The organism is Desulfonema magnum, from assembly GCF_017377395.1.
In the GTDB taxonomy this organism is placed as follows: Bacteria; Desulfobacterota; Desulfobacteria; order Desulfobacterales; family 4be13; genus Desulfonema_C; species Desulfonema_C magnum.
The window spans coordinates 7,960,218-7,977,782 of the sequence record NZ_CP061800.1; the positions used below are offsets into that span (position 1 = coordinate 7,960,218).

General features: G+C 41.1%; 13 protein-coding genes. 3 read left to right on the forward strand and 10 right to left on the reverse strand.

The annotated features are described in order from the left end of the window. Positions 1–50 precede the first annotated feature (50 nt). A complete protein-coding gene (asnB, locus tag dnm_RS30425; RefSeq protein ID WP_207680618.1) occupies positions 51–1,931 on the reverse strand; it encodes an asparagine synthase (glutamine-hydrolyzing) in 1,881 nt (626 codons plus the stop codon). A gap of 1,071 nt (positions 1,932–3,002) precedes the next feature. Between asnB and dnm_RS30430 the strand changes: the two genes are divergently transcribed. From dnm_RS30430 to dnm_RS30440, 3 genes are all read left to right on the forward strand, one after another. After that, the gene (locus dnm_RS30430; RefSeq protein WP_207680619.1) at positions 3,003–4,100 is read left to right on the forward strand and encodes an MBOAT family O-acyltransferase; all 1,098 of its coding nucleotides are present in this window, start codon (positions 3,003–3,005) and stop codon (positions 4,098–4,100) included. A gap of 143 nt (positions 4,101–4,243) precedes the next feature. Continuing rightward, positions 4,244–5,386 (forward strand): hypothetical protein, encoded by a 1,143-nt coding sequence (locus dnm_RS30435; RefSeq protein ID WP_207680620.1) that lies wholly within the window; start codon positions 4,244–4,246, stop codon positions 5,384–5,386. 233 nt (positions 5,387–5,619) lie between these two features. Continuing rightward, the gene (locus tag dnm_RS30440; protein ID WP_207680621.1) at positions 5,620–6,975 is read left to right on the forward strand and encodes an O-antigen ligase family protein; all 1,356 of its coding nucleotides are present in this window, start codon (positions 5,620–5,622) and stop codon (positions 6,973–6,975) included. Positions 6,976–7,099: 124 nt separating this feature from the next. Here the strand turns inward: dnm_RS30440 and dnm_RS30445 are convergent, their stop codons facing one another. The 9 genes from dnm_RS30445 to dnm_RS30485 form a co-directional block, all read right to left on the reverse strand. Beyond that, on the reverse strand, positions 7,100–7,294 hold the full coding sequence (locus tag dnm_RS30445; protein ID WP_207680622.1) for a hypothetical protein: 195 nt from the start codon (positions 7,292–7,294) through the stop codon (positions 7,100–7,102). A gap of 129 nt (positions 7,295–7,423) precedes the next feature. Beyond that, positions 7,424–8,371, reverse strand: a complete 948-nt coding sequence (locus tag dnm_RS30450) for a LuxR C-terminal-related transcriptional regulator (RefSeq protein WP_207680623.1) — start codon at positions 8,369–8,371, stop codon at positions 7,424–7,426. 404 nt (positions 8,372–8,775) lie between these two features. Then, positions 8,776–9,267 carry a hypothetical protein gene (locus dnm_RS30455; protein ID WP_207680624.1) on the reverse strand — a complete coding sequence of 164 codons (492 nt, stop codon included), beginning with the start codon at positions 9,265–9,267 and terminating at the stop codon, positions 8,776–8,778. A 226-nt stretch (positions 9,268–9,493) separates the two neighbouring features. After that, entirely contained in the window at positions 9,494–11,191 is a 1,698-nt protein-coding gene (locus dnm_RS30460; protein ID WP_207680625.1) for a methyl-accepting chemotaxis protein, read from the reverse strand. A gap of 64 nt (positions 11,192–11,255) precedes the next feature. Beyond that, complete coding sequence (locus dnm_RS30465) at positions 11,256–12,773, reverse strand: hypothetical protein (RefSeq protein WP_207680626.1); 1,518 nt, start codon at positions 12,771–12,773, stop codon at positions 11,256–11,258. A 97-nt stretch (positions 12,774–12,870) separates the two neighbouring features. After that, positions 12,871–14,091: an ATP-grasp domain-containing protein gene (locus tag dnm_RS30470; RefSeq protein ID WP_207680627.1), complete on the reverse strand. Its 1,221-nt coding sequence runs from the start codon at positions 14,089–14,091 to the stop codon at positions 12,871–12,873. Positions 14,092–14,155: 64 nt separating this feature from the next. Further along, the gene (locus dnm_RS30475) at positions 14,156–15,316 is read right to left on the reverse strand and encodes an ABC transporter substrate-binding protein (protein ID WP_207680628.1); all 1,161 of its coding nucleotides are present in this window, start codon (positions 15,314–15,316) and stop codon (positions 14,156–14,158) included. A 54-nt stretch (positions 15,317–15,370) separates the two neighbouring features. Further along, complete coding sequence (locus dnm_RS30480) at positions 15,371–15,997, reverse strand: class I SAM-dependent methyltransferase (protein ID WP_207680629.1); 627 nt, start codon at positions 15,995–15,997, stop codon at positions 15,371–15,373. A 37-nt stretch (positions 15,998–16,034) separates the two neighbouring features. Further along, positions 16,035–17,405, reverse strand: coding sequence for a B12-binding domain-containing radical SAM protein (locus dnm_RS30485; protein WP_246556407.1), 1,371 nt, complete (start codon positions 17,403–17,405; stop codon positions 16,035–16,037). Between the last annotated feature and the right edge of the window lie 160 nt (positions 17,406–17,565).

The following is a 17,565-nucleotide window of genomic DNA, read 5'->3' on the forward strand; positions in this document are numbered from 1 at the left end:
GTCCCGGAGGAACGGCTGAAAATAGCCTGGCAATTCATTGTCGGGGAGAACTATGCCATAAACTCCCTGTGCCAAAGCTCAAACATCAGAAGGCTCCAGAGAAGGGTCGCGTAGTTTCTTTTTCCTGTCTGATGCATATCCCACACTGTCCTTAAAGAGTCAGTATTAAAAAAATAGCATAGCCCTGCATTCTTGTCAAAGAAATACTGGTTTGCCAAGTCCTTTAATTCCCCCCGGAACCAGTCTGCCAGAGGCACAGAGAACCCCATTTTCTTCCTGTACATCACTTCTGCCGGCAGGAACGGCTGAAAGCACTGCTTTAAAATATATTTTTTTTCCCCTCTGTTATATTTCAGATGCGCGGGGATGCCTGCGACAAATTCAATGACATGATGATCAAGGATCGGGGACCTGACCTCAAGGGAGTTTGCCATACTCATCCGATCCACTTTGACTAAAATTTCAGTTAAATAGGTTTTTAGATCCGTATAAAGAATTTTGGACAGATGATCATCTGTATCCGCTTTATTGTAATAATACTGAGTCACTGAAAACGGATCATAATCACTGATTTGTTTTTTCGTATGATCAGTTACCAGCATGTTCCACAGCGGGCCTCTGACCTCTGTGTTTGTAAGATAAAATCCGTAATCAGATTCAAAACTTAAAGCATTTAATAACGTCGTGCCTCTTTGGAGCAATGTATGGTTCGCATTTGAAAGCAGGCCGGATAAAAACGGAAAAAACGATTTTCTGATGACCCGGGGTATTTTTTTTCTGATTTTGTTTTCAATGTCATCCAAATAGTATTTTTCATAACCTGCAAAATTTTCATCTCCGCCGTCACCGGAAAGTGCCACCGTCACTTTTTGCCTTGCCAATTGTGATACATAAAAAGTCGGGATAGCGGATGAATCCGCAAAAGGCTCATCAAAATAATAGGCCAGATCCGTAAGAATTTTTTCAGCGTTTTGCTTTACTGTGAACTCATGGTGGTCAGTTCTGAATTTGTCAGCGATCATTCTGGCAAACTCAATTTCATCATAAGCCTCTGAATCAAAACCAATGGAACAGGTGGTCACAGGATTGTCCTGCTGTTTTGCCATGAGCGCGACGACCCCGCTGGAATCAATCCCACCGCTCAGAAACGCGCCCAGAGGAACATCACTGATCATTCTGAGGCGGACACTTTCGTCTAAGATATGAAGGAGTTCTTCGGAAATATCCGCCAGACTTCCGCGGTGTTCTTCTGCAAAGGAGATATCCCAGTATTCCCGTTTTTTTATCCCCTCTTTGGAGCAGGTCATGCAGTATCCGGGTTCCAATTTGTAAATATTCTTGTAAATCGTTTTGGGATCCGGGACATAAAGGTATTTGAAATAATCATAGAACGCCTGGTAATTCATCTCTCTTCTGACCAGCGGATCTTCAAGGATGGATTTGATCTCTGATGCAAAGATGAAGGTCTTCCCGTCATAATAATAAAACAGCGGCTTTTTGCCGATGCGGTCCCGGGCAAGAAAAAGGGTGGATGTGTTTTGGTCCCATATTGCAAAAGCAAACATGCCCCTCAGATACTTCAGACAGTCCTCCCCGTATTCCTGATACAGACAGATGATCACCTCGGTGTCGCATTCACTTTTAAAGGTATGGCCTTTGGAGATCAGATCCGCCCGGACCGTCTGGAAATTATAAATTTCTCCGTTAAACACGATCCAGATCGTCCCGTCTTCTGATCCCATGGGCTGATGCCCCAGTTCGGACAGGTCCAGAATACTCAGGCGTCTGTGTCCCAGACCGATATTTCCGTCTGTATAAACCCCCTGGTCATCAGGACCCCGGTAAACGATTTTGTCAGTCATGGCCCTGATGAGTTCAGGGGAGACAGGTTCCTCTGTCTGAAAATTATATTTTCCGGTGATTCCGCACATTTTTGTTTGTTATCCGTTATCTGTTCTCAATGATTCGCTTATAACCCCATATATTTTCTGATCATCGGCCCTGTTAGTTATGATCGGAACCGGGAGGTTTCTGAGATAGGTACTATAACAAAAATTTTTGCATATTTTTATGATATACAGATGTATAAAAATTTATGTCCGGGTATGTGTCAAATTGCTTTGTCAAATTGGAAGCTTCTGGATTTTCATCGGGTTTATCTATGGCGGACCAGTCAACATCAAAATAGGCGTATCTGTTGTCACAAGTATATTCCGGCATGGTTCGGTATAAGAGCATATTCGGGTTTAACCGGCTATATTCATCCCCTTAAAGCATGAAGCATGAACCTTCCGGTTTCAAATTCGATTTCAGATTTCAGACCTTGAAAATCGCACATCAGAATTTCACACAAGGTAGCATATTGCTACCTCTAAATACTCTTTTTATCCCATTGACCTTTTTATTATTAATCAATAGAAAAAAAATTAGCATTTAGCAAGAAAAATTATTTGTATTTTTTGATTTTAAACTATTCTGAAAAATTAAAAAAGTTAAAAATGAATCAGATACTGATTTTTCAGATAAACATCCGCAAAAAATTTTTTTCACCCCTGATATGAAAATGCCGGGCCATACTTGTAGTTTTACTACGAAAACTATTAAATTTCAATTGGATATATAATATGTTCTCACGGTAAAGGCAGCGTGAACTATCCTGAATCTGATTTCAGGGCTGAACCGTGACTTAAAAAAAAGCCGGAAATATGATATTTTCTTCTTATACATTTTTATTTAAATTTTTGCCAATTGTTTTTGCAGTCTATTTTTTACTTAACAGGTTCAACCGTACTTCGGGAAAGTGCTGGTTAGCCTGTTCATCTCTGTTTTTCTATGGTTATGGAAGTCGGCATTTTTTACCCTTCTTTGTCGGAAGCGTTATTTTTAATTATTTAATCGGTCTGTTACTTAATACATTCAAAGAAAAATCAAAAATCATCGCAAACATTCTGTTAGTCACCGGAATATTAGGAAATGTCACTCTCCTGGGTTATTATAAATATATGGATTTTTTCATATTAAATATAAATTTTTTTGCAGAAAAAAAACTTCCTCTCCTTCATATTGTATTACCCATAGGGATTTCTTTTTTTACATTTCAGCTCATCGCATATTTAATTGATTCTTACAGATGCAAGACAAAGGGATACAGTTTTTTAAATTATTTGTTATTTATAACATTTTTCCCTCAGCTCATTGTCGGCCCGATTGTTCATCACAGAGACGTGGTTCCGCAGTACGAAGACCCGAACACATCAGAACTGAACTATAAAAACATTTCAATGGGTATATTTCTCTTTTCAATAGGATGTGCAAAAAAAATATTAATAGCTGACCCTCTGACCTCATGGGCACAGCCCGCGTTCAGTCATGCACAGGAACTGACAATGCTCGAATCATGGTTTTCTTCCATAAGCTATACGCTTTCATATTATTTTGACTTATCTGGCTATGCGGATATGGCGATTGGCTTAGGTTCCATGTTTAATATCAAGATTCCGATAAATTTTAACTCTCCCTATAAGGCAAGAAATTTTGCCGACTATTGGAGGCGGTGGCATATGACCTTGTCAAGATTTCTCGGAGATTATATTTTCAGAAGCATTTTTCATAAAGGAGACAGTGCCCGAAAGTTTTATTTTGCAATATTCATAACATTCCTGGTTTCAGGATTCTGGCACGGCGCAGGATGGACATTTGTTGTCTGGGGCATTTTTAATGGCATATTTGTCATATTTGCTCATGCAATGACAAGAGCAAATAAACGTCTGCCTTTTTTTCTGGCATGGTTCCTGACATTTTCCGGCGTAGTGCTTGTGAGAATCCTTTTTGTTTCAGCCAGCTTCGGAGATGCGATTTATGTTGTTAAAACGCTTTTTGATTTTAGCAACTTACAATTTTCGGGAATTCCTTATGCGTCTGTCGGACAACTTATTTATATTGCCATTGGTTTCTTTATTGTCTTTTTTCTGCCAAACAGTATGGAAATAAAAGAAAAATTCAGACCCAATTTGAAGTTTGCTGTGTTTTCTGCAATATTGTTAATATTTTCAATGTTAAACATGAGTAATGTCGGAGATTTCCTATACTTTCAATTCTGATCCGAAACTGACAGATAAAAATTTATGGGACATTTCCTAAAAAATAAAATACCCGGGTGCAGGGTGGGTGAAGCGCAGCGGAAACTACCGTTCAAAACTTTAGAGGGAAATAGTCCTCAGCTATCTACAGAAACACTGGAAAAATGGATATCTATAAAAAATGGTTATTAGAATTTTTTGGGATCGTGATCGTTGCATATTTGGCAATCGCCTGTATTATTGATCCCTTTGGTGTGTTCGGAGACCGGCTTTTCAACACCCCTGAAATATCAATGATTATCACTCAGCGATTTAATAAAATAGAATATCTGGATAAACATTTCAGGAAATACAATTCATATCTGATAGGCGGCTCAAGAATTGCAGCGATTAAACCTGAGTGGGTTGAAAAATATATGCCGGGTACCAGATTCTATAATTTATTTGTCAGCGCGGCGACCGAGTATGACAATCTGAACCATGTGAAATACATTGTTGAAAATTATATCGTGAAAAATATCATATTACAGGTTCATATTAATGATCTTTACAGTTATTTCGGATCGGATGACACCACATTAATGACAGAACCCCATTATAAGGTCAGCGGAAAGAATGTTATGGAATTCTATTTTTCCTATATGAATCCGGGAGCAGAACTCCTTATCAAAAAATTAAAATATGTTTTTGGAATTGAAAAAATAGAAAACCTTAAAACTGTTGTCGAAGAGACCGGAGAGAGAAGTTACAGGTATGAGGAAAAGCTGATTGCCCAGGATCATGAGAAATATATCAGAAAGAAAAAGACCTTCCATCTCCGGGATGAGGCGTCCAAACTTAAAACGCTGATGGGAGTGACAAGGACCGCGTCATATAAGTCCCTTTTTGCTCAGGATAGAAAAGCCAAAGGGATCAGAATGAAAGAAAGTATTGAATCCTTAAAAAAAATCAAACAGATTTGTGATCGTAATCATGTCAATTTAATCCTGCTTACCGTACCCCATCATCATATGATGCTGGATGTTTTTGATATGGAGGATTATCTTACATTTTTAAAGCAATTGTCTGACATATCTCCGTTCTGGGATTTCAGCGGATATAATTCGATTACCACGGACAACAGAAATTACTATGAATGGAGTCATTACAGAGTGACAATTGTGAAATATATTCTGGCGAGAATATTTAATGACCCTCTGACTGAGGTTCCGGAGGATTTCGGAGTGTTGGTTACAAAGGAAAGCATTAAAGATCATTTAATAAAATTACGAAAAAATATATTGGCACATAGGGAAAACGAGCCATGATCTTCGTCCGGAAAAAAAAGCCGGGTTTCTCCGCTACAGAAAACCGGGTTTCTCCGCTACAGACGGGAAAGAAACCCGGCTTTTTCCCGCAGGGAAGACACACCCTCCGGAAAAAAAAGCCGGGTTTCTCTGCTACAGAGGGTTTCTCTGCTGTCCCCGGTCCGGAAATTTTTCGATCTGCTGAACATGGGTAAAATTAAAAAAAACCTCCGTCTGACTCAGAAAATATCGCCATGTCTGCACAAAAAAATTATATAATTCAGGAAACAGCGCCATATCTGCACGAAAGAACCCGAAACTTTTCCTCGAAAATAAAAAAGGAAAATATAAAACGTCGGTCAGTATCTTCCGCAAAATCCCCGCTGGCAGATATGACTCGTTATGCGCTCTGTGTGTTACTCATATTCACCCCTCTGGCACGGGCGTCTGTTCAGGGATGGGCAATATGTGTCATTCATATAGTAACACTGACAGCCCTTACCCCCTTTCTGCTGGACATGAATCTGACCGGAAAATGGAGATGGATCAGAACATCACTTGACAAGCCGATCCTGGCCCTGCTTGTTCTTGCTGTCCTGTCCGCTGTCTTTTCAACACACCGTCACACAAGTTTCCGGGCCCTGACCCTGCTTGTGAATTATATTGTTGTATTTTATCTGATTATTCATACCATTCGCAGCAGAACGCAGTTCAGACAGCTTGTCTGTATTATTATAGGAATGGCAGTATTTATATCTGTTTTCGGATTCTTAAAAATGTCCGGGATCAGTCCTTTTCCCTGGTGGAATTATACTGATCTTAGTCAGAACACGCTTCGCCTGACATCTGTTTTTGGTAATCCCGACCATTTGGCAGGGTATATGGAAATGGCCCTTCCCCTGATCTTAGGGCTTTTTCTCAAGGATTATAAGGGCGGCAAACTGCTTCTGATGACATACCTGACAATTATTATGCTGACGGCACTGATCTTATCGCTTTCCAGAGGCGGCTGGATCGGCTCGTTGACGAGCCTGGTGTTCATGTCTGTTATGCTTTTACGCAGTCGTCATTTCAAACACAAAAAAATTCTTATCTCGCTGATTGTCGGTTTGCTGGCAGTTGCCCTGATTGTTTTATTTAACACTCCTGTGGTAAAAAGATTTCGTACCATTGTGGAACAGGAAGAAATGAGTATTAATAGTCGGATAACAGCCTGGAAAGGCGTTGTAAAAATGGTAAATAATCATCCCCTGACCGGAATCGGTCCCGGTAATTTTGGTACTGTCTTTACCCAATATCAGCCCCCGGGATTAGGCAAACATTTCAGAATGGCTCATAATGATTATCTGCATTTTATATCCGAACTCGGAATCTTTTTCATTCCGGTCCTTATCTGGATGATGATTGCTTTTTACAGAAGGGGATTCAGAAAACTGAAAAGTCGAAGCCGTCAGACCCGGGGAATTGCCCTCGGGGCCATGTCCGGTGTAACAGCGATCCTGGTTCACAGCATGGCTGATTTTAATCTTCATATTCCTTCGAATGCATTGCTGTTTACAATTCTTGTCGCTATGGTGGCAGCACCTCGGAAAACAAAGTGCAACGTATGAATAACCTGATGATCAGGTCTGATGAGTTCGGAAGGTCGGCAGAGGCGCTACCCGGACACCTCTGCCGCGTGTTGATCGGAGAAGCAAACAATGTTGGATTGTCACGGAAGAACAGGAAGACACATCAGGCATTTACTGCTACCAGCGAAAGCCCCATTTTGTCTTCCAGTTTTTTGATTTTGGCCAGTTCATCCTCCGACAGTTGAGTTGCTTTGACATCATGACAGGAAAAAGCGACCATTGTTTTCCCAATTTCTTTTTCCAGAGCCTTGATCTCATCCACTTTGTCATTTTCCAATGTTGCAAAACTGCACAGCATAATACGCCTCCTTTTGTTATATGATTAAATGATAACACCCTCTGTTATCTTCTGATAAGAAAATGACACGGGTTATAAAAAAAGACAATGGGAAAAGAAAGGGAGTAAAACGGTAGGTAAAACCTGCTATTATGAAAGGGAAAGCAGATAGGCTCTGAGATTGGCTTTGTTATTGGTCAGACCAAATTTTTTTCGGATATTTTTACGATGAAAATCAATGGCGCTTTCGGAAACATTCAGAATCATGGCAATTTCCTTGGTCGTATTCCCGCCTCTGATAAGGCTGGCGATCTCAATTTCCCGGGGGGTCAGGCGCTGATATTTTGAAGAAATATGATGAAGAAAAGGAGAAACAATCTCGTCAAGATGACGCTTCAGAATTTTTATATACTCCTTTTGGCGTGAGTCTAATCGGGTCATCATCATTTTTTCTATGTAAGGAATGACAAGCTGACTGACATTGGACACCACCTTTTCCTCAAGCTCCTTCCTGTCCGCCTCTCTCTGTCTGAGGAGAATTTTCAGGGCGGTGTTGACTTCGTCGAGATCCCGGGCCCGGTCCCGGAGTTCTTTTTTCCGATCTCTCAGGGATTCTTCGGCAAGTTTTAACGCGGTAATGTTCTCATGACTGACAACGATCTTGAGCGGCCCCGGGTATGACAGCCGGGTCGCCCGCATGTAAAACCAGCGTCTCTCCGAGGGAGAATGACAGGCATAATCCGTGACAAATTCATCTGTTTTTCCGGAAATCACCTCCCGGATGCCGTCTGACACGACACGGGCTTCTGCCCCGCCATCTCCCCGGACATTGTCACAGAGTTCAAGATAATTGACACCGATCATATCCGGCCGCATGTTCACCTGGTTTTCCAGGGCAAATGCCTTCCAGGACTGGTTCGTTTCCAAAATAATGCCCTCCTCATCCAAGATTGCGATATGCGCGGACAAAGAATTCAGAATGGCATTCGCGGGGCATTCTTTCAGATGCGTTTCCGTATGTTTCAGATTCCGGGACTCCTGTTCCGGAATCTGAATCTTTTTTAGCAAGTTTTTATTAGAAGGAGAATGATCATTCATAAATCCAGCCTGAACCCTTTCTGATTTTTTGCTCCTGCTTGCTTTCTGTACTGAAAAATGATATTTTCCGTGGTACCCAAAAAACATATTCTGTTTTATATTTGATCAGAGGGGGTTCTGTCAACCTTTCATTTTAACACAAAAAACTGATTTTTATCCTGATGTCATCGGGTTTTGATCAGATACTTTTCACTATACTGTCTGACCAGATAAGTTCTGAGGGGTGAAATTCGGAAAAACCGGACACACCCGTTTTTTTGCCACAAAGGCACGAAGGCACAAAGTTTTACTAAGTCTCTTTGTGATTCCTTTGCGGCTTTGTGTCTTTGTGGCTGATTTTTTCGGATGCGTAAAAAGCGGAACCTGCCATTTTTTTTGCCACAAAGGCACGAAGGCACAAAGTTTCACGAAGTCTCTTTGTGAGTCCTTTGTGGCTTTGTGTCTTTGTGGCTGATTTTTTCGGATGTGTAAAAAGCGGAACCTGCCATTTTTTTTGCCACAAAGGCACGAAGGCACAAAGTTTCACGAAGTCTCTTTGTGAGTCCTTTGTGGCTGATTTTTTCGGATGCGTAAAAAGCGGAACCTGCCATTTTTTTTGCCACAAAGGCACGAAGGCACAAAGTTTCACGAAGTCTCTTTGTGAGTCCTTTGTGGCTGATTTTTTCGGATGCGTAAAAAGCGGAACCTGCCATTTTTTTTGCCACAAAGGCACGAAGGCACAAAGTTTCACGAAGTCTCTTTGTGAGTCCTTTGTGGCTGATTTTTTCGGATGCGTAAAAAGCGGAACCTGCCATTTTTTTTGCCACAAAGGCACGAAGGCACAAAGTTTCACGAAGTCTCTTTGTGAGTCCTTTGTGGCTGATTTTTTCGGATGCGTAAAAAGCGGAACCTGCCATTTTTTTTGCCACAAAGGCACGAAGGCACAAAGTGTCACGAAGTCTCTTTGTGATTCCTTTGTGGCTTTGTGTCTTTGTGGCTGATTTTTTCGGATGTGTAAAAGGTGGGACACATCCTGAAAATCATGCAGGACAATTTTTCAAACTGCCCGAAAAACAATTTGAAAAATTGTCTTACATCTCAGCAATCTGTCAGCATTTATCTGGTCGTTTAGTAGCGAAAATATCACCGTCCATTAATCACTTCTAATAATTCCCCCATAAAATCTTTCATCTGCTCAACCAGGGCATCCATCCGCTCAGAAGCCGACGCGGATTTCTCAGCGTGAATGGCATTCTGCTGAACCACCTGATCCAGTTCCACGATGGCATTGCTGTTGTGACTTACCCCTTCGGCTTGTTCGTCAGAGGCAACAGAAATTTCATCAATAATATGCTCAATTTTTTCAGATATTCTGAGATTTTTATTCATAATATCTTCAACTTGCTGATAATAATTCTTTGTTTCTTTCATTTTAAGATTGGCGTCTTGAATCAGCGCCACGATGTCACTGGCTGAGGCAGCGGAACGCAGGGCCAGATTTCTCACTTCGTCCGCGACCACGGCAAATCCTGCCCCGGCTTTCCCGGCGTGTGCCGCTTCCACGGCCGCGTTTAAGGCCAACAGATTGGTCTGAAATGCGATTTTTTCAATATTTTTTATAAGTTCAGTCGTCTTTTCACCAGCTTTCAGCGTTGTCTTCATGGCTGTCTGCATCTGTCCCATCTTTTTTTCCATGAGTTGCAGATTGGGAACCGCCTCTTTTTTTATAAATTGTCTGGCTGCTTTGGAGTTATCCGCATTCCTCCGAGTCATGGAAGCGGTTTCCTCCAAAGATGCTGAGGATACCTCCAAAGATGTTGCCTGTTCTGAGGTACCCTCTGCCAATTGCTGTCCCATAACTGAAAGCCGGCCGGAAGCGGACGCAACCTGATCTGAAACTGCTGTCATGCCTCTGAGGATATTTTTAAGGGGTTTCACAACAGACCGGGCAATCAGAAAAATTACGATAAATACAGTCATCAGGATGAAACCGGATACGATAACACTGATATGACCCATCCTGTTCACAGGTGCGTAAAGTTCGGCTGTCTCGGCACTCACGGCAACAGACCATCCTGTTATACGGCTCTGTTTATAAGCCGCCAGTCTTTCGGAACCCCTGGCCGTATAGGTCCATATCCCTTCTTTATTGGGTTTGAGATCATATTTGTTTATGTTGTCGTTAAAAATTCTGGATTTGTCGGGACAGGCAATAATACTGCCATCTTTCTGATACATACAGGCGAAACCTGTTTTTCCTATCCTGACCGGATCAATGATCTCTTCAGCAAAATAGGACAGTTCAATAATACCAAACAGCACGCCGGTGTGGGAAGAGCCTTGTTTCCGGATAGGAGCGGAGATGACAAAAACCGGTCTGCCGCTGATTTTGCTTTTTATCACCTGGGATAACCAGACTTCCCCTTTGAGAGCCTTTTGAAAATATTCCTGGTCAGACACATTGGTTTTGCCAATGAGTTCAGGATCAGATGAGGAAACAATTTCCCCTTCTGCGTTTGCCAAGCTGATGACTTCATAATCTTTTGTTTTCAAACCGGCAAAGGTTACGCTCGCTGATTTCCGCGCTCTTTTTCCCAGCAATGAATTCTGAACAGCCCAGTAAAGGCTTTTTTGTTTGCTCCAGGTGACAATATTCATCCTAATATCTTTGATCCAGAAATCAGCGCTTTTCTGAGCAGATTCGGAAATTCGGACAATCTGTTCTCTGACAGCGTTCTCCAAACACTGTTTTGAGATCATGTAAGAAATAATTGTTAAAATACTTGTGCCAATGAAAATGACCACAACAGTGGGAATGAGAAACTTGTTTCTGAGGTTCATTTTTAAAGAATTCCTTATCACCTGATGATCAAGTTTTTTGATCCAGTTCGGACAAAAAGCCTGATCATAACGGATATAGGGGAGTAGCGACCAGGCCCTGTAAGGGCGACATATTTGTAGCATCCGGAGAAGTTCCGGGCGTATCCGGAGTGCAAAAATTGTATTTTTGCAACAGCGAAAAAGAATTTTTCGCACTCCGGAGAAGTTCCGGGCGTATCCGGAGTGCAAAAATTGTATTTTTGCAACAGCGAAAAAGAATTTTTTGCACCCCGGAGAAGTTCCGGGCGTATCCGGAGTGCAAAAATTGTATTTTTGCAACAGCGAAAAAGGATTTTTCGCACTCCGGAGAAGTTCCGGGCGTATCCGGAGTGCAAAAATTGTATTTTTGCAACAGCGAAAAAGAATTTTTTGCACCCCGGAGAAGTTCCGGGCGTATCCGGAGTGCAAAAATTGTATTTTTGCAACAGCGAAAAAGAATTTTTCGCACTCCGGAGAAGTTCCGGGCGTATCCGGAGTGCAAAAATTGTATTTTTGCAACAGCGAAAAAGGATTTTTCGCACTCCGGAGAAGTTCCGGGCGTATCCGGAGTGCAAAAATTGTATTTTTGCAACAGCGAAAAAGAATTTTTCGCACTCCGGAGAAGTTCCGGGCGTATCCGGAGTGCAAAAATTGTATTTTTGCAACAGCGAAAAAGAATTTTTCGCACTCCGGAGAAGTTCCGGGTGAATCCGGAGTGCAAAAATTGTATTTTTGCAACAGCGAAAAAGAATTTTTCGCACTCCGGAGAAGTTCCGGGCGTATCCGGAGTGCAAAAATTGTATTTTTGCAACAGCGAAAAAGAATTTTTCGCACTCCGGAGAAGTTCCGGGCGTATCCGGAGTGCAAAAATTGTATTTTTGCAACAGCGAAAAAGAATTTTTCGCACTCCGGAGAAGTTCCGGGCGTATCCGGAGTGCAAAAATTGTATTTTTGCAACAGCGAAAAAGAATTTTTCGCACTCCGGAGAAGTTCCGGGCGTATCCGGAGTGCAAAAATTGTATTTTTGCAACAGCGAAAAAGAATTTTTCGCACTCCGGAGAAGTTCCGGGCGTATCCGGAGTGCAAAAATTGTATTTTTGCAACAGCGAAAAAGAATTTTTCGCACTCCGGAGAAGTTCCGGGCGTATCCGGAGTGCAAAAATTGTATTTTTGCAACAGCGAAAAAGAATTTTTCGCACTCCGGAGAAGTTCCGGGCGTATCCGGAGTGCAAAAATTGTATTTTTGCAACAGCGAAAAAGAATTTTTCGCACTCCGGAGAAGTTCCGGGCGTATCCGGAGTGCAAAAATTGTATTTTTGCAACAGCGAAAAAGAATTTTTCGCACTCCGGAGAAGTTCCGGGCGTATCCGGAGTGCAAAAATTGTATTTTTGCAACAGCGAAAAAGAATTTTTCGCACTCCGGAGAAGTTCCGGGCGTATCCGGAGTGCAAAAATTGTATTTTTGCAACAGCGAAAAAGAATTTTTCGCACTCCGGAGAAGTTCCGGGCGTATCCGGAGTGCAAAAATTGTATTTTTGCAACAGCGAAAAAGAATTTTTCGCACTCCGGAGAAGTTCCGGGCGTATCCGGAGTGCAAAAATTGTATTTTTGCAATTTATTATGGTCCGGATATTCTCAGGCTCTGTCTCAAAACTTATGTATCAAAAAAATGTAAGCCTCCTTTTCGCTTCTTCAAAAATTTCTCTTGCTTCTTTTTTTGAATTTTCAGATATGCCGGTAACATCAACAGAACCGGACTCAATAACTCCGGGATTGGTAATTACGACAAACGGCTTTTTCCCGGGCCGGATAAGATCGGAAAGTTCTGTTATAATTTCATGAAAGGATTTATTTGAAGATATTTGAAGGGGTTCATGCCAAAAACTGAAGTCTGATGACCCGAAACAAATTTCTGAAAGCCGCCGGGCCATATCCCATATATAAAGCAATGCGCCTTTTCTCGGATTAAAATCAATCCAATAAGGGATATTCTGCTTATCAATAATGATATCACAATGGAAATACCCTTTAGCTCCTTGTTGAATAAGATATGGCCCCACTTTATCCCTTAGTTGGGATTCTATTTGCTGCTTAACAGAAAAAGGAATCGTATCAGGGTAGGACCCGCCGACATAAGAACAGTTGTTCATTATTCGGTCAAATAAACCGAGCTGCCTGAGCTCACCTTGTTCAGTAATCTCCCAATGCAGAGAAATCTCTGCTTTATGATCTATTCGTTTTTCTATAAAAAATTCTTTTCCGAAGTTCGTTAGCGACTCAAAAGCTGTCTCAAGTTCCTCTGTTGTACTTACTTCAAACATTCCGCGGTATGATATTCCGCCAGTTCCCTTGTCTCCTTTGAGTAATATCGAAGTTTCAGAAAGTAAAAGATTTTTTGCTTTCTGAAACAATTGATCTTTATCTTTGTGAAAAAACCACGGCGGTGTGGCGAGAGAAAGGGCTTTACAGATTTTTTTAAAAAAAATTTTGCGGGAAAGCGGAATTGAAACATCAAAATTGCAATAGGCCGGGATTCCGAGCGACTGACACAATGCCCTCTCAGTTTCTTCAATGTAGTAAAACTCAAGCCTTGAATGCGTATCATTTGCTAAAGCTCTGATTGTTTTTCGCACAGCTTTTTTTCGGACAACCAGCTCGGAAAGTGTATATTGAGGATCAAAAGGGCCAGCCGTAATCAGATGAGGAATGGTAAAGCCCAGACTTTTCCAATATTCTATATAGTCAGGCTGATATGGTCTGGTGGTAACAACAATATGGCCTTTGTCTAACTGACAAAGGCCGCCGCGCTGGTCATAGTTTTGCTCCGCCTCCGCACCATGAAGAAGAGGATTGCTCTGAGTATCAAAAATTATTCTTTTCATCTTTTCATCGCATTGCTGGCAATCTGTGAGAAGCATCAGTCTTTTTAGTTGTCTGAAAATTTGGTTATTCAGGTTTTGCTATGCTCTCATAAATTTCATCTGCCATCTCCAAAACTCCAATAGGAGGATCATATCCGATAATTTCAGCAGTTTTCAGATTGATGGCGATTCTCGGGGGATCTTCAAATATCTGATTCAGTTCCCGTGGCTTTGCACCGTTAAGTATCTTGGCAAATGTCTCTGCATAAAATTGTCCGACATACTTATAATCTGCCATTGAAACGCTCAGCAGAAACCCAAGCTTAACATGACTTGATCCCATGTCAGAATATGTCGGAATACGATGCGAATTTGCGATTTCCACTAATTTGGGAATATTTTTCGAATATATGCCTCCTTGAGAAGTGATGTAAATGGCATCGGCTTTTTTTCCCAGTTCGAGAAAGCATTTTCTCATGCTTTCCCCTGCGACTTTTTGAGTGACGCCATCACTTAATGTATGGCAATGTACAATTTCAAACCCGCGTTCTTTTGCAACTTTCTCCACCTTGTCTATTGAAGCGTAACTTCTGCCAGTAAGGGAATCTTCATAAGGTACGCCCAGTTTTTTAAAACCGATAATATCGTGGAAAGTCCGAACCTCCCGCTCAGTACGAAACGGATCAACTCGTGCGTGTATGTGGTCGTATCCGGAATCTTCAACGCTTTTAATAATACCGGCTGAAAGAGGATTGGAAGTTACCATCACCATTGTCGGCGTATGATGTTTGTTGTTGGCCAGATCCTGCCCTGCCCAGGTGCTGTACGACATCATAAGGTCAATATCTTTTTTCTGATTCAGGCGGTCAATTATCTCGGCAGCTGTTTTTTTTTTGATATTTTCATCCCATTTTGCGGTATAGTGGGCATCTTTAACAAACTGGAGATATTTGCTTTTCGACTTGCTTGAAAGCCAGTTCCAGAGTTCCTCGGTCTGCTCCCCTTTCTGGGGGGGAAGCTTTGCGGCCTCAATCCAGCCCAGATTCATCAGAGCCTTTATTGTGGCAGTAAAGTTTTTTTGATATGTGATATATTCTCCGCCTTCATAATATCCGATTCGCCATTTTTTTCCGTTGTCTGTTTTCGGTGCGGTGCTGAAGTTTCCCTTGTCTGCGGCGAACAGAGCTGCCTGAGTCAGAAAAAAGCACACAAACAAAAAAATAACTATTTTTCCTATTGTTTTCATAAAAAAAGCGTCCTTCCTTATCTGATAATTAATTTAATAAGTTGTCTTCCATTGCTAAAGCCAAAAAGGTTCCTTGTGAACAACATATACATTCCACAGGTTCCGGGTAGGGTATAACTCTATCCGTTGCGCTCCCATATCAAGAAATAAATCAGTGCATGCCCCCATTCTGAAGGTATTAAGATCATCTCCATGGTCTTTTCGTGCATCAAGGAAGTCAACAATGATACCCTTTGTCGAAAGCTCCCATGCTTTTTTTATTAATACTTCCGGCATTGGTACGCTTGCGGTTATCGCTATCAGAAATACCCAGTCATATTTTTCAGTTATATCTGTCAGATTGGCACAGTCAAAACTCAGATCAGGGTAGAACCTGATCGCTTCTTCCACAGATTGGGCTACAAGGTCAATTCCCCTGTAAACACAGGGCGGCATAAAAGGGACAAGAGCCCCGACACCGCATCCTACGTCAAGTACGGAATCATCAGGTCTGATGATCTGATGGAGAATTTTGGAAGAGTGGGCAAGTCTTGCAGAATGCGCCGTATCACTGGAATAGAAAAGCCCTTTGGAACCCGGACCATAAGTTTCCATACGTTTGCCATATGCAGATTTCACTTCATCCCATGTATGAATCGCCTTGCCGTCAATAATGACTTGTTTATTTTCTCTTATCTCCATAAATTAAGCTCCGTTTTGTCAAAAAGATATAAAATAGTTACCACTCCAAATCAAATTCCAGATTATAAGCTTCAATGTTTTCATATTGATGAGCAGTATGTGGCTTCAGGCTTTCTTTTATCATATTTTTATATTCTATCAATTTTTCCAAAGAAATGTTTTCTGTATAAAAGGGAGCACTTGTCATCCTTTTATCAAACCAATATTCATTATTGATAAATCCGCTTCTCTTAGCTCTCCCGTGTAACGGAGTTCCCGGATAGAGTTTAAGCAGAAAAAGTCCGACTTGATCAGGTTTTATCTGTCCCAACAACTTTATTGTTTCATTGATGGAATCCTCGTTTTCTCCAGGATGCCCTATTGATATTGTCAACCTCAGATATAGGCCTGTCTTCTTTGTCAGTTCTGCGGCAGAAATATAATCTTCAATTGTCAGGTTTTTTCTTATATTATTCAGTATTCGTTGAGAACCTGATTCCATCCCGTAGGAAATCGTAAAACACCCGGCTGCCTTCATTTTTAATAACAAATCTTCATCCAAACTTTCGGCCCGACAGGAACACCACCAGATAATATCAAGTCTGCTTTTGATAATTAAATCACAGATTGCATGAACATGACGTTTTGAATGTGTAAAATTATCATCATAAAAATCAAACATTCTGACATTTAATTTTCTGTTCAGCTCAAGAATCTGATTAAAAACATATTCAGGCGTATAATAAATCTGTTTTTTAAAATACAGGCCGCTGGAGCAGAACAGACAGTTATTGTTACACCCTCGCGAAGCTAATATGGGAGCAATAGATTTCTGATTTCCGGTTTTGCTAAAACGGAAGGTCAGCGGTTCGCATTTCGGAAAAGATGCCAAATGTTCCTGAGTGTATGCAGGGGGGGGGAAGTCTGACAGGTTCTCAATATTCTTTCGCGGCGGATTTTTAATGATGCTTCCATTTTCTCTGAATGTAAGTCCTCTGATTTTGCTGAGATCAGTATCTCTGCCCTTCTCAAGAGCAATTAAAAGTTCAAGAAAAGTTAATTCACCTTCTTTTCTTATGATATAATCCACAGCATCTATTTCTTCAAGTATCTGTTTGTCAAGAAATGTGGCATGGGGCCCGCCTAAGACGACTGTGGAATGCGTGTTCATTTTTTTACAAACTTCAGCTAATTTGAACACACTGAATCTTTGCCTTGTATAACAGGATATGCCGACAACTTGAAAATCTGTTTTGCTTAACACATCAGAAACATCCTGCCAGCTTTTCTTAAAGAAGAGATTTAAAACATCGCAGTCATATCCTTTCTGTTTAATGAATTCATTAAGATATAGTATTCCCAAGGGGATAGTATGGGCATCTACTTTATTTTCCTCAATATTCGGAGGATTTAATAATAAAATTTTCATTTTTGACAAAAAAATCTCTCTTTAATATTATATTTTGTAACCTCTTTAATTTATTTTGATAAAATACAATTAACAGACAGTGTAATTTTTAAAATACTGCCTGAAGTTTTCAGAATTGTCAAGGACAAAAATGAGAAAGAAGTCAGATAAGCAGTTAATT

Coding starts and splice junctions, on each gene's coding strand:
- dnm_RS30430 (WP_207680619.1), top strand. CDS start 3,003: ATGGATTTTTTCATATTAAATATAAATTTTTTTGCAGAAAAAAAACTT.
- dnm_RS30485 (WP_246556407.1), bottom strand. CDS start 17,405: ATGAAAATTTTATTATTAAATCCTCCGAATATTGAGGAAAATAAAGTA.
- dnm_RS30450 (WP_207680623.1), bottom strand. CDS start 8,371: ATGAATGATCATTCTCCTTCTAATAAAAACTTGCTAAAAAAGATTCAG.
- dnm_RS30470 (WP_207680627.1), bottom strand. CDS start 14,091: ATGAAAAGAATAATTTTTGATACTCAGAGCAATCCTCTTCTTCATGGT.
- dnm_RS30475 (WP_207680628.1), bottom strand. CDS start 15,316: ATGAAAACAATAGGAAAAATAGTTATTTTTTTGTTTGTGTGCTTTTTT.
- dnm_RS30445 (WP_207680622.1), bottom strand. CDS start 7,294: ATGCTGTGCAGTTTTGCAACATTGGAAAATGACAAAGTGGATGAGATC.
- dnm_RS30480 (WP_207680629.1), bottom strand. CDS start 15,997: ATGGAGATAAGAGAAAATAAACAAGTCATTATTGACGGCAAGGCGATT.
- asnB (WP_207680618.1), bottom strand. CDS start 1,931: ATGTGCGGAATCACCGGAAAATATAATTTTCAGACAGAGGAACCTGTC.
- dnm_RS30455 (WP_207680624.1), bottom strand. CDS start 9,267: ATGGCAGGTTCCGCTTTTTACGCATCCGAAAAAATCAGCCACAAAGGA.
- dnm_RS30440 (WP_207680621.1), top strand. CDS start 5,620: ATGTCTGCACAAAAAAATTATATAATTCAGGAAACAGCGCCATATCTG.
- dnm_RS30460 (WP_207680625.1), bottom strand. CDS start 11,191: ATGAACCTCAGAAACAAGTTTCTCATTCCCACTGTTGTGGTCATTTTC.
- dnm_RS30435 (WP_207680620.1), top strand. CDS start 4,244: ATGGATATCTATAAAAAATGGTTATTAGAATTTTTTGGGATCGTGATC.